This window comes from Verrucomicrobiota bacterium (assembly GCA_016871675.1).
GTDB lineage: Bacteria > Verrucomicrobiota > Verrucomicrobiia > Limisphaerales > VHCN01 > VHCN01.
The window spans coordinates 1-23,490 of the sequence record VHCN01000037.1 but is presented as its reverse complement, the minus strand read 5'-3'; the positions used below and the strand labels follow the sequence as shown (position 1 = coordinate 23,490).

Here is a 23,490-nt window from a genome sequence, read left to right as displayed (position 1 = left end):
CGGTTGACGCGCGCAGCGAGTTGCAGAAGATGCGCCGGTGAATTCCATGAAGGCCGTTGGTGCGTCGCTGTTCGCCGTTTCGCTGTCCATCGCCGCCCCTGCAGCGCCCAACCAACCCGGCTCCACCCCCGACTCGCGCTGGTTCAACACGATGGTGGCCCATTGGACCGACTACGGCACGCGGGACTACGTGGACTTTCTGGCCGAGGCCCGGCCCGAAGTCGCGCAGGTCGGATTCTACGGCGTCACGTTTTTCAGCCTGGCGCACACGCCGCACCACAAGGGCTATCCCGCGCATCTGCCGGTGCGGGGCACGGACGAGTGCGGGAGGTTCTTCGAGGACCTCAACCGCGAGATTCACTCGCTAGGGCTGCGCGCCGTCGGGCACTTCAACACCACGTTCATCTTCGGCGAACACACGAACCGCGCCGGTTTTTTCGAGTGGTATGCGAAATGGGATGAACCGCAGCTCGGCCCCAAGCCCGCCGCGGATCCGGTCTCGATGCTGCAAGTGGACGCGACCGGCAAGGTCATCTCGACGCTCAGCTACCGGGTGGGCGGCTGGCCCGAGTATCACGGGTGCCTCAACAACCCGCAGTGGCGCGCCTGCCTCAAGGCGATGGTCAAGCAGGCGGTCACGCGCGGCGTGGACGGGCTCATCGCGAATTACTTCTACCGCCGGGACTGCATGTGCGCGCACTGCGTCGGCGGCTTCCGCGCGTGGCTTCAGACGAACTACACCGCCGCGGACTTGACCGCAAAGCTCGGCATCGCCGACTTGAGGACGCATCGCTTCGCCGACATCCCGTCGTGGCACGACCCGAACCAAACCACCCCCTACAAGATGGCCGCGTTGCGATGGACCCAGGAAGCGCTCAAGCACGACTTCGACGACGTGTTCATCCATTACGGCCGCTCACTCAAGCCCGGGCTGATGGTCGCGCAATGGAATCATCTCGGCGCGTTCAGCCAGATCAACGGCGACGAACGCAGCGCCCTGCCCGGCGGGCTTTGGGGGCGCGGCGAGGACTATCTGTGGTATTCCACCGGCAATGCCGCCTCGCAGACCGACCTCGCGAACGGCGACCTCGGCGACGGGACGCTGCAACTGCGCTACATCCGCGGCGCGTTCGGGCCGAAGCCGTTCGTGCTCGGCAAATACGAGCAAACCCGCCTGCGCGCGGCCATCGCCGAGGGCATCGCCAACGGCGGCGCAGGAATGGGTTTCTACGCGAACTTCAAGAATCCCGCGGGCCGCTCCGCGCTCGTGAGTTACTTCGACTTCGCCCGGCGGCATCGCGACCTGTATCTCGGCGCGCAACCCGCGGCCGAATTGCTCGTGCTTTATCCGCGGCGCGCGGTGCATGCCGGAACCGTCACTCCCGTCGAGCAGTTCAAGCGACTCGGCCGCCAGCTTGTTCGCGACGGCTTCGCGTTTGACGTGGTGCCCGATGACATCGTGAACACCCGCGATGTGCTTGGCCGCCGCGCCCTTGCGTGGTGCGACGAGTCGGCCATGGATGACAACGCGCGATCGGTGATCGCCGGCTTCCGCGGTGTGCGGCTGCCCGTGCTCTCCACGAATCTGCCCGCCGTCGCCGCGACATGGGGCGCCAATGAACTCGCCGGCGTCACCCGCCGCGAGGGACACCCGACGGCCGTGATATCGCTGATGCGCCAGCCGGAACCCCGGCGGGTGCTCGTCCACCTCGTGAATTACAACCGCACCGAGCCGCCCGCGAACGCGAGGATGGGCCGGGGGCCGCAAGAGGAGAATCCGATGGCGTGCGAGCAAGTGCCGGTGCGGCTCGCGCTCGGCGCCGGGGAACGGGTGAAGTCAGTCCGCCTGCTCTCTCCCGACTCCATGGCTGTTCCCGAGAAGTTGCCGGTGAAGCAGTCCGCCGGCTACGCGAGTTTCACCGTTCCGCGGGTGCTTGTCTACGCGGTGGCCCGGGTGGATCTGGAGCAAGCGTCCGCGCCGGAACGGCGGTGAAATTCAAACGCAGGGCAAATGCGAGGCGCCGGCACGGGGCTTACTTGTCGTCCTTCTTCGCCGCGCCGCCGAGGGTGACGTCCACGCCATGCTTGAGCGTGAGGTCTTGATGCGCCCGCGGTCAGCCCACGATCCCCGAAACCAGTTCACCGTGAATGTCGGTGAGCCGGTAATCGCGCCCCTCATGGCGGAACGTGAGCAGCTTGTGGTTCACACCGAGCTGGTGCAGCAACGTCGCGTGGAAGTCATGCACGCTCACGGGGTCGCGCGTGATGTTGTAGCCGAAATCATCCGTCCCGCCGAACACGCACCCGCGCCGGAAGCCGCCGCCCGCCACCCACACCGTGAAGCAGCGCGGATGATGGTCGCGCCCGAAGCTGGTCGGCTTGATCTCGCCCTGGCTGTAGCTCGTGCGCCCGAATTCGCCGCCCCAGATCACGACCGTGTCGTCGAGCAATCCGCGCTGCTTCAGGTCCGTCACGAGCGCGGAGGCGGACTGGTCCACCTCCTTCGCCTTGCCCGGCAGCGCGCCGGGCAACCCGCCGTGATGATCCCAGTCGCGGTGGTTCAACTGGATGAACCGCGCCCCGCGCTCGACGAGCCGCCGGGCGATGATGCAGTTGGCCGCGAAGCTCGCCTGCCCTTTCTTCGCGCCGTAGTGCTCGAAGATGGAGTCCGGCTCGCGCGACAAGTCCATCAACTCCGGCACGCTCGCCTGCATGCGGAACGCCAGCTCGTAGTTCTCGATCTGCGCGGCGATGGCCGGGTCGCCGAGCGCGCCGAGTTGAAGGCGGTTCAGCTCGTTCATCGCGTCAATCGTCGAGCGCCGCGTCTCGGTGCTGATGCCCGGTGGATTCGAGAGGTAGAGCACCGCGTCGCCCGCGCTGCGAAACGTGACGCCGCCGTGCTGCGCGGGCAGGAAGCCGCTGCCCCAGTAGCGCGACTGCAACGGCTGGCCCCCGCCGCCGGAGTTGAGGCAGATGTAGGCCGGCAGGTCGGCGTTCTCGCTGCCGAGGCCGTAGCCGCACCACGCGCCCATCGTCGGCCGGCCGGGCTGCTGGTGTCCGGTGTTGAAGAACGTCACCGCCGGGTCGTGATTGATCGCCTCGGTGAACATGGAGCGGATCCACGTCGCGTCGTCGGCGAGCTTCGCGATGTTCGGCAGCAGCGTGCTGAAGTCCATCCCGCACTGCCCGTGCTTCGCAAACGCGAACGGCGAGCCCACGCAGAACAGGTTCTTCTGCCCGCTCGTCATGCCGGTGATGCGCTGGCCCTGCCGCACGGAGTCGGGCAAGTCCTTGCCGGTCATCTCGACGAGCTTCGGCTTGGGATCGTAAAGGTCGAGGTGCGACGGGGCGCCGGACATGAAGAGGTAGATGACGCGCGTTGCGCGCGGCGCGTGGTGAAGCCGGCCCAGCACGCCTCGCCCGGCCGCGTTGGACGGCGGCGAGCCGAACGCTTCGGGTCGGAGCAACGACGCGAGCGCGAGCGCGCCGAGCCCGGTGGAATTGCGCTGGAGGAACGCGCGGCGCGTGAGATGTCTCGCGGATTCGGGGTTCATGGAGTGAGTGTCTCGTTGAGGTTCAGGATGACATTCGCGACAGCGGTCCACGCGGCGAGTTCCGCCGGCGCCGCGCTCTCCGGATTCTTGAAGTCGCCCACCTTCAGCAGCGATTCAGCAGCCGGCTTCTCGGCAATGAATCTCGCGCGCTGCGTCGCGAGTGTCCGTTCGATCACGGCGCGTTCCGTCGCCGTCGGCGGGCGGGCGAGCGCAAGCTTCCACGCGAACTCCAGCCGCGACGCGTCGGTCGCGCCGCCGTCCCTGAGCACGCGCGCCGCGAACGCCCGGGCGGCCTCGACATAGACGGGATCGTTCATGAGGACGAGCGACTGCAGCGGCGTGCTCGTGCGCGCGCGGCCGGCGGTGCAGACCTCGCGGTTCGGGGCGTCGAAGGTCAGCAGGCTGGGATACGGCGTGCTGCGGCGCAGGTAAATGTAGAGCGCGCGCCGGTACTGGCCGTCGTCGCGCTGGTGCTTCCACCCGCCGCCGGCCATTTCGTTGACTTCCCAGATGCCCGGCGGCTGGAACGGGAAGACCGCCCTGCCGCCCAGTTTCGGGTTGAGCAGGCCGGCGATGGCGAGCGAGTTGTCGCGCACGAACTCGGCGTCCATGCGGAACCGCGGCCCGCGCGCGAGCAGGCGGTTTTCGGCGTCCTTCGCGAGCAGCGCGGGTGTGACCGCGGCGCTCTGGCGAAACGCGTGGCTCATCACGACTTGCTTGAGCGCGCGCTTCACGTCCCAGTCGCGCGCGAAGTCCGCCGCGAGCCAGTTGAGCAGCTCGGGATGGCTCGGCCACTCGCCCTGCGCGCCGAAGTCGTTCACCGTCTTCACGAGCCCCGTGCCGAAGAGCATCGCCCACAGGCGGTTCACCGTGACGCGCGCGGTGAGCGGATGGCCGCCCGATGCCAGCCACTGCGCAAGGTCGAGGCGCGTCGGGCGGTTCGTCGGGTTGCGCTCCGGCCCCGGCAGGAACGCGGGAAACGCAGCGCCCACCTTTTCGCCGTTCTTGTCGTAGGCGCCGCGCACCTTGATGAACGTGTCGCGTGGTTGCTCCATCTCGGCCATGACCATCACGCTGGGCACAAGCTTGTCGAGGTCGGCCTTCGATTTGCGCGCGTCCTCGGCCGACCGCTTCGCGGCGATGTAATCCGCGGCCTGCGTCTCGCGGAAAAACTTCCGCAGCTTGTCCGTCTGCTCCTTCGTGCGCCTGGCGGGCTCGATGGCCGCGAGCGCGAAGGTCGGACCTCCCGCGAGCGTGGCCACTTCGGCATCGCTCAGCGCACGCGTGAAGATGTGCAGGTCGTCCACGCGTCCCGTGAATGGCGACGCACCGCCCCCGCGCCGGCCGAGGGCGAACGGCGCGGCGGTCTTGATGCTGCCCGTGAGCCGGTCCTTCACCGCCTTGGTCGCGACGGGTTGTCCGTTGACGAACACCTTCACGCCCGCCGCCTTGCCCGAGCCGTCATAGCTGAAGGCGACGTGTTGAAACGTGTCGAACGGCAGGTCCTTCTCCGTTTGCACGTGGATCGCGTCGTCGGGCCATTTGTGGATGAGATGCACGCTCGCCTTGCCCGCGTGAAACTCGAGGTCCCACCCGCGCAGCGGACCGTCGCGCTCCATCTTGCCGAGCGGCGCCCCGGACGGCGTGTTCTTGAGCCGCAGCCAGACGCCGACGCTGAACGTGTCGGACTTCTCGAAGTCGTAGCGCGCGCCGACGTCGACATGCCCCCTGCCCTCGACGCGGAGCGAACCGCCCTCCGCGCCGTCGGTGAAGCTCGTCTCGCCCGCGAGTTTTCCCTCGATGGGCCGGCCATCGTGCGTCACGCCGTTGCCATTCGCATCAAGCGGGAAGCGGTCGAACGGCCCGCTGACTTCGCGCAGCCGCGAATCGCCCGCAAGCCTGCGTTCCCAGTCGGTTTGCGCGGCGTCAAGTTTGCCCTCGAGCGCCTTCACGCGCCCGTCAGCGGCGGCGATGTGGTTCGTGAGCCTGGCGAGTTCAGCCTCCTGCTCGGCCGAGGGCACGGGCATGCGCGGCTCGGGATTTTGCGTGCGGGTGCCGTCCTTGCCGCGCTCGGGCACGTTGTGGAAGAATGCGTAGAGCCCGTAGAAATCACGCGTCGTGACCGGGTCGTATTTGTGGTCGTGGCATTGCGCGCAGCCGACTGACATGCCGAGCCACGTCACGCCGAGCGTCGACACGCGGTCCACGATGTAGATGTTCAGGTATTCGGCATCAATGATCCCGCCCTCATCGGAGGTCATCACGTTGCGCATGAAACCGCTCGCGAGCTTCTGCGCGCGCGTCGCGTTTGGCAGCAGGTCGCCGGCGAGCTGCTCGACGGTGAAGCGGTCGAACGGCTTGTTGTCATTGAAGGACTGCACCACCCAGTCGCGCCACAGCCACATCTCGCGCAGCGAGTCGTTGTGGTAACCCGCCGTGTCCGCGTAACGCGCGAGGTCGAGCCACGGCACCGCCATGCGCTCGCCAAAGTGCGGCGATGCGAGCAACCGGTCCACGACCGCCTCGTAGGCGCGCGGCGACGTGTCGGCGAGAAATGCGTCCACATCCGCCGGCGTCGGCGGGAGTCCCGTGAGCGCGAGGGTGGCGCGCCGGAGCAACGCGGGCTTGTCCGCCCCGGCAGACGGCTGAAGCCCCTCCTTCGCGAGCCGGGCGAGGATGAAACGGTCAATCGGGTTCGCCGCGGCCACCGGTGAACTTTGAACCTTGAACTTCGGACTGTGAACATCCGGCGGCGCCGGCGCAGTGACGGGCGCGAACGACCAGTGGCTTTGATAGGGCGCACCCGCCGCAATCCACCGCCGCAACAGCTCGCGCTGCGCGGGCGTGATGGACTTGTGGAATTCCGCAGGCGGCATGAGGTCGTCAGCCTTCTTCGCGAAGAGCCGCGCGACGACCTCTGATTTGTCCGGCTTGCCCGGCACGATGGGGACCTTGCCGGACTTCGAGGGCTTGAGCGCCTCGTCGCGAACGTCGAGCCGGAGGCCGGCCTTGCGCTGTTGCGCGTCGGGCCCGTGGCACGCGAAGCACGTGTCCGACATGACGGGCCGGATGTCGCGGTTGAAGTCAACCGCCTGCTTCGTGGCCGCATCAACCCGCGAGGGTTGGAGTGCCCCTGTCAGCAGCAACGACACCGAAACCGACGGGATTGAAATTCTCACCATCATAAAGTCAGCGAGTTTGACCACGGTCGCACGGCGACATTCAAGCGTGTGCGGGCTCGATTTCGCCCCTGCTGGAGCGCGCGCTCGCTTGCAGCCCGCCGAGGCATTCGGCTTCGAGGCGATAAAAGCCCGTGACAGGTTCATCCGGAACGCCGCCCAATGCGAGCAGCTCGGCGCACCGCGCGGCGGGGAGGGCTCGCCCAAGGTGCTCGTGTGAAATCCCCTCGACGAGCATTACCCACGACGGGATGTCGGTGGGGCTTTGTCGTGCCAGTTTCTCCGCGGTGGGGATGCTCGATCCAGCCGTGTCGGCGCAGCCCGCGTGTGCCCCGACGATTCCCGGTTGCGAGAGCAGCGCCGGAATCGACTCGTCTGCCAGCATCTGTCGCATCGCCGCATCGCGCCCCATGCTCACGGCGAAGCGAAGCGTGGCGATCACGCCGCCCTGCCCTGTTCCGAGCGAACCAGCGACGCGGCATAAACCGCGCGTGACGTCGCGAAAATGCGCGACCGCCTGTTTCGTCCACGGCGTCGGCGCGTTGAGCCGCGCGAGGTAGTCCGGACCGACGAGCACGTCGAACGAGTCCACTTCGTAGAGGTTGAAAAACTCCTGCCCCTCGCCGGCGACGCGGATGTATCGGCGGCCGCGTTGAAATCCAGGAATCGCAAGCCGCTCGGGCATGTGCTCGCGGTTGTGCCACTCGTAGAAAGTCCCCAATCCCTCGGGCGCGATGTCGTGCCAGATGGCAACGAATGCCCGGCCCGCGAGTCCGCTTGTGTTGGAGGGTGGCATTGCTCAGGAGACGACAAGCCGCCGGGACAGGCGCTAGTCGCGCGGCCGGTCGGGATTGAGCGCCGCGCCCTTGATGCAGGCGTGCGACTTGCTCGGCTTGGAATGGTCCGCGTCCTGCTTGGTGTAGTTGAAGGTGGCGTCGAACAAGACGAACTGCGCGGCGGAAGCAGGCGGGCCCGCGAACGCCAGGAGGAGCGCCAGGCGGACAGCAGCGCCGAAAGCCGGGGCTTGATGCGGAATGAGGTTCACGCCGAAACGGTGCGCCCGCCCGTTTTCGCTGTCGAGTGCCAACTCGGCTCCCGCCGCGGCCGCGCGATTCGAAACCGGACTTCAACCTCCCCGCGCCATTGACACCCTTGCGGGGGTTTGTTGTCCTCGCCGCATGAACAAACGCTCCCCGCGCGCGCGTCGCGTGACCTCACTCAAAGTTCTGCTCCCGATCGGCGACGCCACGGAGGTCATGGACACGATGTATCCGATGTTCCGCCTGCCGGAGGATGGCTTCGAGGTGGTGGTGGCCGGGCCCGAGGCGCGCCTTTACCACGGCGTGATGCACGAGATCCCGCCCACGGCGGACGGCGAGCCCAAGTGGGACATCACCCGCGAAAGCGCCGCGTATCACGTGCGCGCGACCGTGGCGTTTCGCGACGTGGACCCGCGCGACTATTGCGGCCTGTTCGTCTCCGGCGGCCGCGCGCCCGAATACCTGCGCTACGACAAGGACCTGCTGCGCATCACGCGGCACTTCTTCGACGCGAACAAACCCGTTGCGGCGCTTTGCCACGGCGTGGAGATTCTCACGGCCGCTGACTGCATTCGCGGGCGCACCGTCACGACCGTGGCGAAGTGCGCCCTCGACGCGCAACAGGGCGGCGCCACCTACGTCAACGAACCCGTCGTGATTTCCGGCAACCTCGTGACCTCGCGCGTGTGGATGGACAACACGTGGCTGCTCAAGGAGTTCGTGGCGATGCTCAAGCGCAGCACGGGACGCGGGTAGCTCATGACGACCACTCCACGATCGAGGCGCGAGTTCCTCAAGCGCGGCAGTGCGCTCGCCGCGAGCCTCGGCGTGTCCGTCCTCGGCGCCGCGCCCGCGCCGGCCGGGGTGACCCTTGGCTTCAGTCTTTACGGCATGAAGCCCCTCACGCTCGACAAGGCGCTGCAAACGTGCGCGGCGATCGGCTACGATGCGGTCGAATTCCCGCTCATGCCCGGCTACCCGACCGAGCCGAAGCTGCTCACCGCCGACGCGCGACGCGACCTTGCCCGGCGCCTCGCCGCGCTCGGCCTCCGGCTCGGCGCGTTGATGGAAAACCTCCCGCTCACAGGCGATGCGAAATCACACCAGCAAAACCTCGACCGGATCAAGGCCGCGGCCGAACTCGCGCACGCGATCTCACCCGCCGCGCCGCCGCCGCTCGAGACGGTGCTCGGCGGAAGGCCCGACCAGTGGGCGCTCTTGCGCGACGGCTTCGCCGAGCGGCTCCGCGGCTGGGCCGAAATCGCCGCGGCGCACAAACTGGTCGTCGCCATCAAGCCGCACGTCTCCGGCGCGATGCACCTTCCCGAGCACGCGCTCTGGTTGCTCGACCAGGTCCGCAGCCCGTGGATCAAGGCCGCCTACGATTTCAGCCACTACCAGCTTCGCGGCCTCGCGCTCGCGGACACGTTGAAGGCGCTGCTGCCGCAGTCGGTGTTCATCCACGTGAAGGACAGCGAGGGCGAACTCGGCAAATTCAAGTTCGTGCTGCCCGGCGAGGGAACGATCGATTACCGCGATTATTTCAGCCGGCTGAAGGAAGCGGCGTGGACCGGGCCGGTGATGGTCGAGGTGAGCAGCCAGGTTTTCAACCAGGCGGGTTACGACCCGTTCCTCGCGGCGAAGAAAAGCTACGCCGCGCTCGCTCCCGCGATGAGCGCGGCGGGATTGCGCGCCGGAGGCAGGTAGCCACCGCGCCGTCTAGCGCTGCACGCGCGCGCCGCCGCCCTTCATCAACTTCTCCACCTCGCCCTTGTCCGCCATCGAAGTGTCGCCCGGCGTCGTCATCGCCAGCGCGCCGTGCGCCGCGCCGTAATCCACCGACTGCTGCGGGTCGCCCGTCGTCATCAGGCCGTAGATGAGCCCGCTGGCAAAACTGTCGCCGCCGCCGACGCGGTCCAGTATCTCCAGGTCCGGATACTTCCGGCTTTCGTAGAACCGCCCGCCCATCCACGCGATCGCCGCCCAGTCATTGCGCGTCGCAGTCTTCGCCGCGCGCAGCGTCGTGGCCGTGACCTTGAAATTCGGAAACGTCTTCACCGCCGTCTCGATCATCCGCTTGAACGCGCTCACGTCGATGTGCAGCAGGTGCTCGTCCGCGCCCTCGACCTGGAAGCCGAGGCACGCCGTGAAATCCTCCTCGTTGCCGATCATCACATCCACGTGCTTCGCGATCTCGCGGTTCACCTCCTGCGCGCGCCGCTGCCCGCCGATGGATTTCCACAGGCTCGGGCGGTAGTTCAAATCGTAGCTCACCACCGTCCCGTGCTGCTTCGCCTTCTGCACGCACTCGATCACGAGCTGCGGCGTCGTGTCCGAGAGCGCCGCGAAAATGCCGCCCGTGTGCAGCCACCGCACGCCGAGCTTGCCAAAGATGTGGTCCCAGTCGAAATCGCCCGGCTTGAGCTGGCTCGCCGCCGTGTGGCCGCGGTCCGGCGTGCCCACCGCGCCGCGCACGCCGAAGCCCCGCTCCGTGAAGTTCAGCCCGTTGCGCGTCTCGCGCCCGATGCCGTCAAACTTCGCCCACCGGATGAACGGCGTGTCCACGCCCCCCTGCAGGATGAAATCCTCGAGCAGACGCCCCACGTCATTGTCCGCGAACGCGGTCGCCACCGCGGTCTTCATGCCGAAGCACCGCCGCAAGCCGCGGGCGACATTGTATTCGCCGCCCCCCTCCCACACCTTGAACTCGCGCGCGACGCGCACCCGCCCTTCGCCCGGATCGAGCCGCAGCATGATTTCGCCCAACGCCACCATGTCGTAGGCGCAGGAACCGGCCGGTTTGACAGTCAGGGAAGCCATGATGAACAGGAATTCGTCGTGCGGTGCGGCATTCGGGACGCTGAACCGCGCGGTGCGGCGTCAGCCCGCCCTCGCGCGGCCGCGATATTTGGAACGCCGCGCCGCGATGACAACACATTTCTCGGGCTCGACGCAACACGGAGCGCCGCAAGCCTCGCGCCTCGGGCGACTGGTGGATCATCGGCCTCGCCAACCGCAAGGATTCCATCAGCCTCCACATCTGCGCCGGCGACAAGGACGGCTACCCCGCCGAGAACAACAAACACCGGCGGCATCATGCTGTAGGCAAAAGGGACCCGCGCTACATGTGCGCGATCATGTTGTCGCCGAAGGCGGAGCACTTGATCTCCGTCGCGCCTTCCATCAGGCGCGCGAAGTCGTAGGTGACTTTCTTGGAGCCGATGGCGCCGTTGAGGCCCTTGAGGATGAGGTCGGCGGCTTCGGTCCAGCCGAGGTGGCGCAGCATCATCTCGCCGGAGAGCACCACGGAGCCGGGGTTCACCACGTCCTTGCCCGCATACTTGGGCGCGGTGCCGTGCGTGGCCTCGAAGATGGCGTGGCCGGTGATGTAGTTGATGTTGCCGCCGGGCGCGATGCCGATGCCGCCGACCTGCGCGGCGAGGGCGTCGCTCAAGTAGTCGCCGTTGAGGTTGAGCGTGGCGATGACGTCGAAGTCGGTCGGGCGCGTGAGGACCTGCTGGAGGGTGATGTCGGCGATGGCGTCCTTGATGACGAGGCCCGCGCCGGGTTTGCCCTCGGGAATCCTGCACCACGGGCCGCCGTCCATCTCGACCGCGCCGAAGTGTTCCTTGGCGACCTTGTAGCCCCAGTCGCGGAAGGCGCCCTCGGTGTATTTCATGATGTTGCCCTTGTGGACGAGCGTGACGGACTTGCGCTTGTTCTTGAGGGCATAGGTCATGGCGCTGTGGATGAGGCGCACGCTGCCGGAGTAGCTCACGGGCTTGATGCCGATGCCGACCTGCACGTCGCACGGGAAGCCGGCGGCGCCGACGAGCTTCCAGAATTCCTCGGCGGCGGGCTGGGTGCCGAAGCGGACTTTCTTGAAGTCCCTGGGCGAGGTTTGCGCGAGCCATTCGAGGAACTTCCTCGTCTCGGGCGAGCCGGCCTGCCAGTCAATGCCGGCGTAGATGTCCTCGGTGTTTTCGCGGAAGATGACCATGTCCACCTTCTCGGGGTGTTTCACGGGGCTGGGCACGCCGGTGAAATACTGCACGGGACGGAGGCAGACGTAGAGGTCGAGCATCTGGCGCAGCGCGACGTTGAGCGAGCGGATGCCGCCGCCGACGGGCGTCGTCAGCGGGCCCTTGATGCCGACGAGGAATTCCTTGAACGCCTCGACGGTGTCGTCGGGCAGCCAGTTGTTGAACTTGTTGAAGGCGGCCTCGCCGGCGAAGACTTCCATCCATGCGATCTTGCGCTGGCCGGCGTAGGCTTTCTGCACCGCGGCGTCCATCACGCGCACCGACGCCGCCCAGATGTCCGGCCCCGTGCCGTCCCCGCGGATGAAGGGGATGATGGGGTTGTTCGGGACGTTGAGCCTGCCCTGGCTGATGGAAATCTTGCCGCCGGCGGGAACAGTGCATGTGGAGTAGGGCATGAGGAGTTGAGGGTTGCAGGTTGAAGGAATTCGCGTTTGCGTGCGCGGCGGGCCGCGCAAAGAGGACGCTTTGTAACGGACGCGGAAAAGCGGCGCAAGCGGTTTGAGTTCTTCACTCCGATTCTGCCGCGCGGCGGGCGGCGAACTGGCGCAGCAGAGGAATCTTCGAATCGCCGGCGAGCTTGAGCGCGCGGGGCAGGTCGGTCTTCACCATCGGCTCGAAGGCATACCAGAGCATGAGGGGAAGGTTCGGGTCGGCGGCGTCCTCGGCGCGCGAGGCGAGGCCGGCGAGGATGCCCCAGCGGTCGGTGTGCGGCATGCGCTGAAGCGCGCTTGCGAGCGCGAGGCGCACTTTGGGCGACGGGTCTTGCGCGGCCATCGCGGTGAAACGGCGCACCGCGCCGGCGGACGGTTTTGATTCGCACAACAGGCGCACGGCCCACGCGCGCACGTGTTCGCTCTCATGGGCGAGTTGTGCGCGGAGGAAGTCCTCCTCCAGCCCGCCCGTCGCGTGCAGTGTCCACAGCGCGCGCAGCTTGCGCGTCACGTCCGGATGCTTCGCAAGCATTTCGTTCAACGATTGGCGCGCGGCGGAGAGATCGCGTCCGGCGGCGGCGCGTTCCTGCAACGCGCGGCGCGCGTGGCGGACCCACCAGTCGTTTTTGTGGAGGTGGAGTTGCACGAGGTCGGTGTCGGAGAGGCGCGCGACGTCCACCGGGCGCGGCTCCGGCGTGCCGTGGGTGACCTTGAAGATGCGGCCGGTGCCGCGCTGTGTGTTCACGTAGCTGTGGCATTCGCCGGTGTCCGACCAGTCGCTCATGAACACGCCGCCGTCGGGCCCGTAGCGCACGGTGATGCCCATGAACCACGGGTCCTTCGAGACGAGGAAATCCGGCTCGTGTGTCGCGACGTAGCCGGAGCCTTTGCGCGCAAGCGCGTCGTGATTCAAGCGGCGGCCGTGGACGTTGAACATGAACGCGCCGTTGCGATACTTGTCGGGCCAGTTGTCGCCCAGGTAGATCATCATGCCCACGTGCGCGTGGCCGCCGCCGCCGGTGCGCAGGTCGGGCAGGTCGCCGCGCTTGGTGTCGCCGCCGCGGCCGTCGCCCCAGTGCAGATGATCCGCGATGCTGCGGATGCGGTCGTAGGCGTAGAGGCTCGACGGCCGGTTGCGCCACGGCTCGTAGTGCGCGCCCTGGATGACGTGATAGAGGTGCGGGTTGACGCAGTTCGAGATGAACGGCTCGCCGAAGTCGTCGAAGTCCACGCCCCACGGGTTCGTGGTGCCGTCGGCGAACGCCTCGAAGACATGCCGCGTCGGGTGATAGCGATAGACGCCGCCGTCGAAGTGAATGCGTTTGTCCGCGGGCGTGCCGGGCTTGCCGGCCTTCGAGGGCGACGTGCGTCCATGCCCGCCGTAAAGCCAGCCGTCGGGGCCCCACGTGAATCCGTTCGCGAGATTGTGCCGGCTTTCCTTGATGCCGATGCCGTCGAGCAGCACCTGCGCGTCGGAGTCCGGCCGGTCATCGCCGTCACGGTCGGGGATGAAGACAAAGTGCGGCGGCGACATCGCCCACACGCCGCCGAAGCCGACCTCGATGCCGGTGACGTAGTTGAGCTTGTTGTAAAAGAGCGTGCGCTTGTCGAAGCGCCCGTCGCCGTTGATGTCCTCGAAGATGACGATGCGGTCGTTCGGGCCGTTGGTGCGCTCGGGATAGTTGATGGCCTCGGCGACCCACAGCCGCCCGCGATGATCGATGCAAAAGGACACCGGTTGCACCACGTCCGGCTCGCCGGCGAAGAGCGTGACGTTGAAGCCCGGCGGCACCTGCATGGTCTTCGCGGCTTCGGGCGGTGGCAGCGGCGCGGGCGTGGAAGTCGCCGGCGCCGCGGCGCGGAGTTCCGTCACAACCAGGGCCGCACAGCAGGCGAGCGCACGTGCCACGTTTCTCATGGGTCGCGCAGCAGCGTATCGGCCCGCCGCGCGATGCCAAGAGTGATGTTGGGTCGGAGGAGGATCGCCCCGAAGTCCGGCGCGCCCAGGGGACACGGGTTCACCGGTTCGGTTTGAGCAGCCCCGCTCCGGCTGTCACCAAGGAGCCGTGAGTGACGTAACCCGGTTGCTGCAGGCCGCGGAGCAAGGCGACGGGAAGGCCGCGGGGGAATTGCTGCCCTTGGTCTACGAAGAGTTGCGCTGGCTGGCCGCGCAAATGTTGGCGGGCGAGTCGCCCGGCCAGACGCTGCAACCAACCGCGCTCGTGCACGAGGCGTTGCGGAAGGTCCACGGCGAGGCGGACGGCTTTTTCGAGACGGCGACGCTTTGCCCGTCGTCGCAAACGGGATCCGAACCCACGCGCGTAACGACCCTTGGCGGCACGGGGCGCGCAGGTTCGGCTTCGCGCCGCGTTCCCGGTCACTCCTTGACCCCGATGCAATAAAGGAATTCCTGGCGGCGACCGTCCACGCGCGAGGCGCCGCGGTGGTAGATGCGGCCGCCGCAAATGGTCGGCGTGGCCATCGCCTCGTGGCCGAGCGGATTCTCGGCGACCAATTCGAATGCGGCCGGCGTGGCCTTGAAGATGAAGGTGCGCCCGGCCTCGTTCATGGCGAACAGCAAGTCGCCGACGAGCACGGGCGACGCGCTAAACGTCCCGCCAAGCCTGCCCTTCCACACCTCGGCCCCGGTCTCGAAGTTCCAGCACGCAGCGACGCCGGCGTCGAGCACCGCGAACAGGTGGCCCTTGTCGAACTGCATCGAAGGCACGTAAACACGGCTGGTGTTCTCCCACGCGACGCTGCCGGTGCCATCGCCGCGAATCGCCGCCACGTGGTTCTTCGGATAGCCGCCGCTGACGACCACGCTGCGCCCGTCGGTCACGGGCGACGTGACGCACTCGGTCGTCGAGCCCGGCGCTTCCCAAATCACCCGCCCGCTGCGCGGATCGAGGCTGGTGACGAGGTCGCACCCGCTCAAGATCAATTGCTCGCGTCCGGCGACGTGAAGGATGATGGGCGAGGCGTAGTTCGGGAACTTCGGCCGCTCGTGCTGCCACACGAGCCGGCCCGTCGCGCGGTCGAGCGCGGCGATCCTGCCCGAGCCCTTGTTGTCCGCCGACACGATGACGAGCGACTCGAACACCGCCGGTGACGTGGGGAATCCCTGATGCAGCACGTAGTCGGTGATCTTCGTCTGCCAAAGCTGTTTGCCCTCGCGGCTCAGCGCCGTGGTGTAAACCGCGCCGTGGTGGAGGAAGTTGATGAACACGCGCCGCCCGTCGCACGCGGCCGTGGACGAGGCGAACGAGCTCTTGTCGTTGCCCTTTGGAAACGGGCCGCGGTGGATTTCCGTTTTCCAAAGCTCCCGTCCTGTCTGCCGGTCGAAGCACAGCAACGACTGGATGCCACCGTCCGGCTCGGCTGCGGCGAGAAAGATTTGGTGGCCCGTGACAATGGGCGAGCCGTGGCCGCGCCCGGGCACGGGCGTCTTCCAGAGGATGTTCCCGGTGTCGCTCCATTTCAGCGGCGGCTTCTGGTTTGCATCGGCCACGCCGTTGCGATGCGGCCCGCGCCACCACGGCCAGTCGGTCGCGGAGAACGTGACCGGTTCCGCGACAGGCTCGGCGCCTTGCGACTGCATCGCGGGCACGGCAGCGACCGCGGCGATGGCGGCGACGAAGGGGGCGTGATGGACTCTCATGCGTCGGGTTGAGCTGCGTGGCGCGGACGGGGTTCGGACGGTGGCGGAATGTCAGCCCTTGATCTCGAAGATGGCCTCGACCTCGACGGCGGCGCCCGTCGGAAGCTGCGCAAATCCAAGCGCGCTGCGGGCGTGATAGCCGTCGCCGTCCTTGCCGAAGATGGAGTGCAGCAGGTCGGACGCGCCGTTGATGACGAGATGCTGGTCGGTGAATTCGAGCGACGAGTTCACGCAGCCGAGCACCTTGATCACGCGCAAGCCGTCGAGTGTGCCGTGTGTGTTCCAGACGGAACGCAGGATTTTCTCCGCGCAGTTCCGCGCCGCGGCGTAGCCCTGCTCGACGGACAGCCCGGCGCCGAGCTTGCCCTTCAAGTCGCTCACGTGGCCGGAGGTGACGAGCTGCGCGCCGCTGCGGATGCAGAGGTTGAGGTAGCCCGGCGCGGCTTTCTCGAACTTGATGCCGAGGCGCGCTGCGGTTTGTTGCGGGGTCATGGGGATGGAGGGCCAGTCAGCGTGGGGGTGGATGGATGGCGGTCAGTTCGGCCACACTCCGGCCACGATGGGCTTGGAGTCGAGTTTCGCCGGGTCGAGCACGACGTGTTTCACGCGCTGGCGCTTCCATGTGTAGGTGGTGTGCACCAGCCCGTCGCGCGTCTGGATGACTGCGGGGTAGGAATACTCGCCGGGATTGCTCTCAAGGACCGCGCCGGCCTGCCACGACTTGCCGTCCTTTGAGACGGCGACGTTCAGCGGCGAGCGGCCGTTGGGCGTGTGATTGTAAACGAGCAGTTGGCGGCCGTCGGCGAGCGTCACGGCGTCCGTGCCCGAACTGGGATTCGGAAGTTCCGTCGCACCGAGCCTGCCCCACGTCTTGCCGCCATCCTCCGACCAGATTTCGAAAAGCTTTTTCTGCCGCGTGCGACCGACGGCCTGCAACTTGCCGCCCGCATGAAACAGGATGCTCGGCTGGATGGCGCTGAATTCCTTGCCATCGTTCACGGGGCCGATGACCTGCCAGGTCTTGCCGAGGTCGGTCGTGCGCTCGAAGTGCACGCGCCAGCCGTCGTGTTCGCTGCTCGTCGGACAAAGCAGGCTGCCGTCCGCGAGTTCCACGGGCTTGTTCTTCACCGGGCCGAGGATGCCCTCGGGCAGCCGGCGCGCGGCGGACCAGGTTTTTCCCGCGTCCTCGGACGTGCGCAACTCGCCCCACCACGTCGATGGGCTCGGGCCGACTTTGTAGAAGAGCAGCAGCGGGCCGGACTTCGGCTGAAAGAGAATCGGATTCCAGCACGGGTGGCGCTTCGCGGGCGACTGCACGCCGTTGGCCACCTCGACGGGCGCGGACCACTTGCCGCCCTCGTGGCGCGAAACCCAGATGCCGACGTCGGGATTGCGCTCCGCCGTGCCGCCAAACCACGCGGTGACGAGCCCGCCCTTCGTTTCCACGATGGTCGAGGCGTGGCACGACGGAAACGGTGCTGTTTCGTAGATGAATTCGGATTTCAGGATGGCGGCGGGCTCCGCGGCGAAAGTCGCCGCCACACTGAGAGCGCAGCCGAGAATTGCGAGCGTCCGGTTCATGAGCTTGGTATTGATGTTCAACCGCCGACTGCGAATCGTGGAGCCGAAATCCCGTTCCACGACCGTTACTTCTTCGCCGCCTGCTTTGTCGCCGGCTCGGTCGTGACCGGGAACGAGTCCGTCCGGAACGGATGAGCCGGCAGGCCGTCCTTGTTCCAGAGATTCACGACGGGGTAGCTCGCCCAGCCGAAGCGCGCGGCGACGGGTTTGGCGACCTTGTCGCTCGTGAGCACCACGGTGTCGCCCTTGATCTCGGCCTTGGCCCACACGAATTTCCGGTCCTCGCCGCAGATGGCGAAGCCCTTCGCCTCCTCGCCGCCCTTGACGAGCAGTCCGGAGCCGACGTTGTCCAGGGTGATCGTGGCCTTGTTGCCCTCGAACTTCGCGCTTTTGAAGGTCGGTCCGTCGGCCGTGATCTTCTCGCCATAGGCCAGCTTCTGCGCGAGCAACGCGAGCCGCGCGCCGACGGGTTCCTTCTTCTTTGGGTGGATGTCGTTCTCTTCGCCGACGTCGGTGATGGTCACGGTGCCGGCGTTGCCGACGGCGCGGCTGGCGACGATCTGCGCCTCGCGCAGCTCGGCCCAGTTGCTCTCCGCGGGCTCGGTGAGAATCTTCGTGAACGGCGCGAGCTCGACCGTGAGAAACGTGAAGTCGCCCTGCCCCCAGTCCTTGCGCCAGTTGCGGATCATGTCGGCGAAAAGCGTGCGATACTGCCACGCGCGCCCGGCGTTGGACTCGCCCTGATACCAGATGCCTCCCTTGATCGCGAACGGGATGAGCGGCGCGATCATCGAGTTGTAGAGCTCGCCCGGCTTCCAGGGCGCGCGGGGCGGTTGCGCGGATTTCTGGGCTTTCGGCGCCTCCTGCGCCCCGTCCTTCTTCGCGGCGGCGGCCTTGTCGTCGAATGCTGCTTTCGCGGACTTGAAACTGTCGAGCGCCTTGGGATACGCGTCGAGAATGTCGCGCTTGTAGTCGGGGTTCGCCGAAAGCACCGCGTGACTCATCCACACCTCGGCGGGCGACCCGCCCCAACTCGTGTGAATGATGCCGACGGGCACCTGCCGCGCCTTCTGCAAGTCACGCCCGAAGTAGTAGGCCACGGCCGAAAAATCCACGACCGAGTTGGAAGCGGCGACCATCCACACGGGCTTCGCGCCGTGATGCAGCCCGCCGAGGTCGGCGGCGGGCGCGTCGGCCTTCACGCGCGGGACGTAGAAGAGCCGGAGGTTTCGATTCGCCGCGTTGGTGATGTCCTTCTGCGGTTCGTGCGACTGGTTGAGGCCCCACTGCATGTTCGACTGGCCGCTGGCGATCCAGACTTCGCCGACGACGACGTTCTTGAGTTCGATGCGGTTCTTGCCCTGGACCACGAGCAACTCCGGCGCGACGCTGGCTTTCAGCGGGGTGAGGTTGATGCGCCACTTGCCGCCGACGGCGCGCGTGGTGTGCTTCTGCCCGGTGAAGGTGACGGTGACCTGCTCGCCCTCGTCGGCCCAACCCCACACGGGCACGCTCATGCCTTGCTGCAGCACCATGTGATCGGTGAACAGCGCCGGGAGCTTCACATCCGCGCGCGCGAACGGAACGAGCGCGGCAAACGAGAACGCGGCCAGGACGGACAGAGGATTGAATCGCATGGCGCGAATACACCGGAAGGCCCAAGGCGAGTCAAACGGGAAAGCAGCGCGGTGCGCGCGACGCCCGTCCTCGCGCCATTGCGCCTTTGCGTCAAACCGCGCCGTCCGCTCTAATCCGCCCGTGCCGTCACAAATCCAACTGCCCGTCGCGATCACGATCGCCGGCTCGGACACCGGCGGCGGCGCGGGCGTGCAGGCGGACTTGAAGACCTTCGCCGCGTTCGGTGTTCACGGCGTCTGCGCGATCACGTGTCTCACGGCGCAGAATCCGCGCCGCGTCCTCGCCATCGAGCCGTGCAGTCCCGCGATGCTTCGCGCGCAACTGAAGGCGGTGTCCGAAGATTTCCCGATTCGCGCCGCAAAGACCGGGATGCTCGGCAACAGGCGGCTCGTGGCCGAGGTCGTGCGTTGGTGTCGCAAGGTGCCGCGCGTCGCGGTCGTCGTGGACCCGGTGCTCGTCTCAACCAGCGGCCGGCGATTGCTCGATCGCGATGGCGAGAAACTGCTGCGCGATCAACTGCTCCCCATCGCAACGCTCGTCACCCCGAATCTCGCCGAGGCCGTGCGCCTCTCCGGCCGGCGCATCCGCGCCCTCGACGACGTGCGAGAAGCGGCGCGAATCATCCACGCGCGGTTCGGCTGCGCGGTGCTCGTCAAAGGTGGCCATCTGACGCGCGAGTCGGATGCGACGGACTTTTTCCTCTGGGACAAGTTCGCGTGGGACATCTCACGCCCGCGATGGCGCGGTGTGAAGACTCACGGCACGGGGTGCACGTTCTCGGCCGCCATCGCCGCGGGACTTGCGAGCGGGCAGTCGCTTCCCGCCGCGGTGAACCGGGCCAAGGACTTCATCAGCGAGGCCATCGCGCACAGCCCGCGCGCGGGCCGGCATGCCTTGCTCCAATGGAACCGCGAAGGAATCCGGGTGAAATTTGCTGAATAGCCCGCGGCGCCTGTCCATCCTACGGCCATGGCTCAAATCATCCGCCGGCCCGAGTGGCACGTCGAAGACCGCTTCGTCACGCCCGAACATTCCTACCGCGCGCGCCGCGCGTTTTTGCGGCAGCTTGGCTTGACCGCCGCGGGGCTCTTCGCGTCGCCACGGGTCGGCGGTGCCGAGGCGGCGGACAAATCGCCCGCGGCCAGAGGCGGCGCGCGCAAGGGCTTCCCCGCGGCGCGCAACAAGGCCTTCGACCCCGGCTGGCGGTTCACGGACGAGAAGGTCTTCCTCACCTACAACAACTACTTCGAGTTCTCGACGCAGAAGGACCGGCCGCATTTGCTCACCGACAAGTTCAGGATCGACCCCTGGCCCGTGCAAATCTACGGCCTGTGCGAGAAGCCGATGACGCTCGACGCGCGCGAACTCGAGGAAATGTTCGGACTCGAGGAGCGCGTGTATCGCTTCCGTTGTGTCGAGGCGTGGAGCGCGGTGGTGCCGTGGACGGGCTTTGAGTTGCGCAAGCTCGTCGAAAAGGCCGTGCCCAAGGCTGAGGCGAAGTTTCTGCGGTTCGAGACGGCCACGCGCCCGGCGGAAATGCCCGGCTGGGCGCGCCTGCTCGAACAGGGCTACCCGCTGCCTTACAACGAGGGATTGCGGCTCGACGAGGCGATGCACCCGCTCGCGCTCGTGGCCACGGGGCTTTACGGCAAGCCGCTCGCCAAGCAAAACGGCGCGCCCATCCGCCTCGTCGTGCCCTGGAAGTATGGCTACAAGAGCATCAAGTCCATCGTGAAGATTGAGTTCACCGCGAAGCAGCCCGTGGGCTTGTGGGAGGCGCTCCAGCCCAACGAGTATCCCTTCCTCTCCAACGTGAATCCCGACGTGCCGCACCCGCGCTGGTCGCAAGCCGTCGAGCGGGTCGTGGACACCGGCGACCGCATCCGCACCCTGCCCTACAACGGCTATGCCGGGCAGGTGGGCGGGCTTTACAAAAGAGGATAAAGCCAGCCCTGCCCGCGCGGCTCCGCCTCACCGCGAACCGACGCAATACACGGCCCGGTCCGGGCGCAGAAATATCTGGCCCTCGGAGACCGCCGGTCTCCCACGAGCACGGGAGTGAAACGGCGCATCGGTTTCCTCCGAAATGCCATCGCCCGTCGGCCCGCGGAACCGCGGCCAGCCGGACGCATTGGCCAGTCCGGTGGCAACGAATGAAACCAGCGGCACCCAAAATCCGAGAGGTGCGCGCGGCTTGCTCATTTGCGCTCGTGAGCAAGGAACCACTCGTAGAGTTTCGGGTTGTTGTAAGTCTCCGTCCACGAGTCGTGCTGGGCTTCGGGATACACGGTCAGCTCGACGCTCTTGTGCCCGGCGCGCTTCAACGCGGCAACCATCTTCTCCGATTCCTCGAGCGGAACGACCGCGTCCTTCGCGCCGTGGAACGCCCAGACAGGCGTCTTGAGCACGGCGCTGCGGCGCGCCGGACTCGCCAGCAGCATCGCGATCCGGTCCCCGCCGCCGCAGATCGGCGCGATCGCCGCGAACCGCTCCGCTTGCGTGAGGCCGAGATTCCACGTGCCGTAGCCGCCCATCGAAAGCCCGGTGAGATACACGCGGTTGGTGTCCACGTTGTGCTTCGCCGTCACCTCGTCCAGCAGCGCGGTGAGCGAGTCGCTTTCCCACGTGCGGCCGGAGGGACACTGCGGCGAGATGACAATGAACTGAAAGTCGGGGCGCGTCTTGACGATCTTGGGCGGCCCGTGAACGGTGACTTTCCAGATGTTCGTGCCGCGCTCACCCGCGCCGTGGAGGAACAAAATCGTCGGCCACCGCTTCGGCGCCTTCGCGTCGTAACCCTTCGGCAGGAAAAGCAGGTAGTCGAGGCTGACCTTGCGCGTGAGCGTTTTCTCGAAGGAGTGCGCCTTTTGCACGGTGTCGGCTTCCTGCGCGCGGAGTTTCAGCGGCGAGAGGCACAGCAGAACGGCGAGCAATGTAATGGAGTTGCGCATGGGAGTTGGCCTTTCATGGTTCGGCTGAAGTGTGGGCCAGGCGTGGACTCATGGCAACACCGCGTGCACCGCGCGCCGCAATTCCGCAATCTTGACGTGCCCCGGCGGGCACCCTACGGTCGCGCGCATCACGGGGAGCCAACCGGACCGCGGCGAGTGGCCGCGGCAAAGGCTGAGAGGGTCTTGCTGGAACAGGACCGACCCATCGAACCTGACACGGGTAATGCCGGCGAAGGGAGCCCTTCGGCAGCTTCCTTCCCACCCTCCCGAGTTGAGGCAACGGCAACTTTGAACCTGAAACATTGAACTCCCCCAATTCATGATCGCCCATCGAGAGTCCTTCGGCCCCCACAGCAGCGAGCAACTACCCGCCAGCAGGAAGATTTTCGTCGCAGGAAAGATTCACCCGGAGGTGCGCGTGCCGATGCGCGAGATCTCCGTCACGCCTACCAAGTCCTACACCGGCGCGGTCACGCCGAATGAGCCCGTGCGCGTCTACGATTGCTCCGGGCCGTGGGGCGATCCCGCCTTCACCGGCACGCCCGAGGAAGGTTTGCCCGCACTTCGACGCGACTGGATTCTCCAGCGCGGCGACGTGGAGGAAATTGATGGTCGCGAAGTGAAGCCCCAGGACAACGGCTACCTCTCCGGCAAACACGCCGAATACGCCAGCAAGGCGGAGAAGAACCGCCTCGTCGAATTCCCCGGGCTCACGCGCCAGCGCCGCCGCCCCCTGCGCGCCAAGGCCGGCAACGTCGTCACGCAGCTCGCTTACGCCCGCGCGGGCATCATCACGCCGGAGATGGAATTCATCGCCATCCGCGAGAACCTAGGCCGCGCGAAGATCGCCGAGATGTCGAAGGACATCCTTCGCAACGACCTCAACAAACAACACGCCGGTTCATCGCAATTGGCCGGGAGCGCACGCGTCCCGCATGCCGTTGAAGGCGTCCCGCCTTCAACCTCGTTCACACCATCTGTTTTCTCCCGCTTCCCCCAACGCATCCCCGCCGAGATCACCCCCGAATTCGTCCGCGCCGAAGTCGCCGCCGGCCGCGCCATCATCCCGAACAACATCAACCATCCCGAGTCCGAGCCGATGATCATCGGGCGCAACTTCCTCGTGAAGATCAACGCCAACATCGGCAACAGCGCCGTCGCGTCCAGCATCGAGGAGGAAGTCGAGAAGATGCGCTGGGCCACCAAGTGGGGCGCGGACACCGTCATGGACCTCTCCACCGGCAAGAACATCCACGCCACGCGTGAATGGATTCTTCGCAACTCGCCCGTGCCCATCGGCACCGTGCCGATCTACCAGGCGCTCGAAAAAGTCGGCGGCAAGGCCGAGGACCTCACGTGGGAACTCTTCCGCGACACCCTCATCGAACAAGCCGAGCAAGGCGTGGATTACT

Annotated in this window: 19 protein-coding genes and 1 riboswitch; of the genes, 7 read left to right on the top strand and 12 right to left on the bottom strand. The window is 66.8% G+C overall.

Going from position 1 to position 23,490, the window contains the following annotated elements; genetic code table 11:
* Window positions 1-46 precede the first annotated feature (46 nt).
* Window positions 47-1,993: a hypothetical protein gene (locus FJ386_09375; protein ID MBM3876914.1), complete on the top strand. Its 1,947-nt coding sequence runs from the start codon at window positions 47-49 to the stop codon at window positions 1,991-1,993.
* A 121-nt stretch (window positions 1,994-2,114) separates the two neighbouring features.
* Here FJ386_09375 and FJ386_09370 read toward each other — a convergent pair whose 3' ends face one another.
* From FJ386_09370 to FJ386_09355, 4 genes are read right to left on the bottom strand one after another with little or no spacing between them, the layout of a single operon-like run.
* Window positions 2,115-3,554: a DUF1501 domain-containing protein gene (locus tag FJ386_09370; GenBank protein ID MBM3876913.1), complete on the bottom strand. Its 1,440-nt coding sequence runs from the start codon at window positions 3,552-3,554 to the stop codon at window positions 2,115-2,117.
* Window positions 3,551-6,880: a DUF1553 domain-containing protein gene (locus FJ386_09365; protein MBM3876912.1), complete on the bottom strand. Its 3,330-nt coding sequence runs from the start codon at window positions 6,878-6,880 to the stop codon at window positions 3,551-3,553. Before FJ386_09365 ends, FJ386_09370 begins: the two co-directional genes overlap by 4 nt.
* A complete protein-coding gene (locus FJ386_09360; GenBank protein MBM3876911.1) occupies window positions 6,777-7,529 on the bottom strand; it encodes a hypothetical protein in 753 nt (250 codons plus the stop codon). The genes FJ386_09365 and FJ386_09360 overlap by 104 nt, the downstream gene beginning before the upstream one ends.
* 33 nt (window positions 7,530-7,562) lie before the next feature.
* Entirely contained in the window at window positions 7,563-7,778 is a 216-nt protein-coding gene (locus tag FJ386_09355; GenBank protein ID MBM3876910.1) for a hypothetical protein, read from the bottom strand.
* A 133-nt stretch (window positions 7,779-7,911) separates the two neighbouring features.
* Here FJ386_09355 and FJ386_09350 point away from each other — a divergent pair, with 133 nt between their 5' ends.
* Window positions 7,912-8,529 carry a peptidase gene (locus FJ386_09350; GenBank protein MBM3876909.1) on the top strand — a complete coding sequence of 206 codons (618 nt, stop codon included), beginning with the start codon at window positions 7,912-7,914 and terminating at the stop codon, window positions 8,527-8,529.
* A gap of 3 nt (window positions 8,530-8,532) precedes the next feature.
* Window positions 8,533-9,480, top strand: coding sequence for a TIM barrel protein (locus FJ386_09345; protein MBM3876908.1), 948 nt, complete (start codon window positions 8,533-8,535; stop codon window positions 9,478-9,480).
* A 12-nt stretch (window positions 9,481-9,492) separates the two neighbouring features.
* On the opposite strand, the gene FJ386_09340 is transcribed toward FJ386_09345, so the two are convergent.
* From FJ386_09340 to FJ386_09330, 3 genes are all read right to left on the bottom strand, one after another.
* Window positions 9,493-10,593: a sugar kinase gene (locus FJ386_09340; GenBank protein MBM3876907.1), complete on the bottom strand. Its 1,101-nt coding sequence runs from the start codon at window positions 10,591-10,593 to the stop codon at window positions 9,493-9,495.
* Between the two features lie 301 nt (window positions 10,594-10,894).
* A complete protein-coding gene (locus FJ386_09335; protein ID MBM3876906.1) occupies window positions 10,895-12,211 on the bottom strand; it encodes an NADP-dependent isocitrate dehydrogenase in 1,317 nt (438 codons plus the stop codon).
* 112 nt (window positions 12,212-12,323) lie between these two features.
* The gene (locus FJ386_09330; protein MBM3876905.1) at window positions 12,324-14,165 is read right to left on the bottom strand and encodes a hypothetical protein; all 1,842 of its coding nucleotides are present in this window, start codon (window positions 14,163-14,165) and stop codon (window positions 12,324-12,326) included.
* Window positions 14,166-14,313: 148 nt separating this feature from the next.
* Here FJ386_09330 and FJ386_09325 point away from each other — a divergent pair, with 148 nt between their 5' ends.
* Complete coding sequence (locus FJ386_09325; GenBank protein ID MBM3876904.1) at window positions 14,314-14,649, top strand: hypothetical protein; 336 nt, start codon at window positions 14,314-14,316, stop codon at window positions 14,647-14,649.
* On the opposite strand, the gene FJ386_09320 is transcribed toward FJ386_09325, so the two are convergent.
* The 4 genes from FJ386_09320 to FJ386_09305 all read right to left on the bottom strand — a co-directional run bounded on the left by FJ386_09320 (window position 14,625) and on the right by FJ386_09305 (window position 19,126).
* The gene (locus FJ386_09320; GenBank protein ID MBM3876903.1) at window positions 14,625-15,908 is read right to left on the bottom strand and encodes a serine/threonine protein kinase; all 1,284 of its coding nucleotides are present in this window, start codon (window positions 15,906-15,908) and stop codon (window positions 14,625-14,627) included. The genes FJ386_09325 and FJ386_09320 overlap by 25 nt on opposite strands.
* 51 nt (window positions 15,909-15,959) lie before the next feature.
* The gene (locus tag FJ386_09315) at window positions 15,960-16,400 is read right to left on the bottom strand and encodes a RidA family protein (protein MBM3876902.1); all 441 of its coding nucleotides are present in this window, start codon (window positions 16,398-16,400) and stop codon (window positions 15,960-15,962) included.
* 42 nt (window positions 16,401-16,442) lie between these two features.
* The gene (locus FJ386_09310) at window positions 16,443-17,489 is read right to left on the bottom strand and encodes a sialidase (GenBank protein ID MBM3876901.1); all 1,047 of its coding nucleotides are present in this window, start codon (window positions 17,487-17,489) and stop codon (window positions 16,443-16,445) included.
* A gap of 65 nt (window positions 17,490-17,554) precedes the next feature.
* The gene (locus tag FJ386_09305) at window positions 17,555-19,126 is read right to left on the bottom strand and encodes a sialate O-acetylesterase (GenBank protein ID MBM3876900.1); all 1,572 of its coding nucleotides are present in this window, start codon (window positions 19,124-19,126) and stop codon (window positions 17,555-17,557) included.
* Here FJ386_09305 and thiD point away from each other — a divergent pair.
* Both thiD and msrP read left to right on the top strand, forming a co-directional pair.
* Entirely contained in the window at window positions 19,125-20,069 is a 945-nt protein-coding gene (gene thiD / locus FJ386_09300; protein MBM3876899.1) for a bifunctional hydroxymethylpyrimidine kinase/phosphomethylpyrimidine kinase, read from the top strand. The genes FJ386_09305 and thiD overlap by 2 nt on opposite strands.
* A 27-nt stretch (window positions 20,070-20,096) precedes the next feature.
* Window positions 20,097-21,071, top strand: a complete 975-nt coding sequence (msrP, locus tag FJ386_09295) for a protein-methionine-sulfoxide reductase catalytic subunit MsrP (protein MBM3876898.1) — start codon at window positions 20,097-20,099, stop codon at window positions 21,069-21,071.
* Between the two features lie 254 nt (window positions 21,072-21,325).
* On the opposite strand, the gene FJ386_09290 is transcribed toward msrP, so the two are convergent.
* Complete coding sequence (locus FJ386_09290; protein ID MBM3876897.1) at window positions 21,326-22,078, bottom strand: phospholipase; 753 nt, start codon at window positions 22,076-22,078, stop codon at window positions 21,326-21,328.
* Window positions 22,079-22,209: 131 nt separating this feature from the next.
* A riboswitch (TPP riboswitch) is annotated at window positions 22,210-22,316 on the top strand.
* Between the two features lie 81 nt (window positions 22,317-22,397).
* Between FJ386_09290 and FJ386_09285 the strand changes: the two genes are divergently transcribed.
* On the top strand, window positions 22,398-23,490 hold a 1,093-nt coding region (locus tag FJ386_09285; GenBank protein ID MBM3876896.1), incomplete at its 3' end, for a phosphomethylpyrimidine synthase.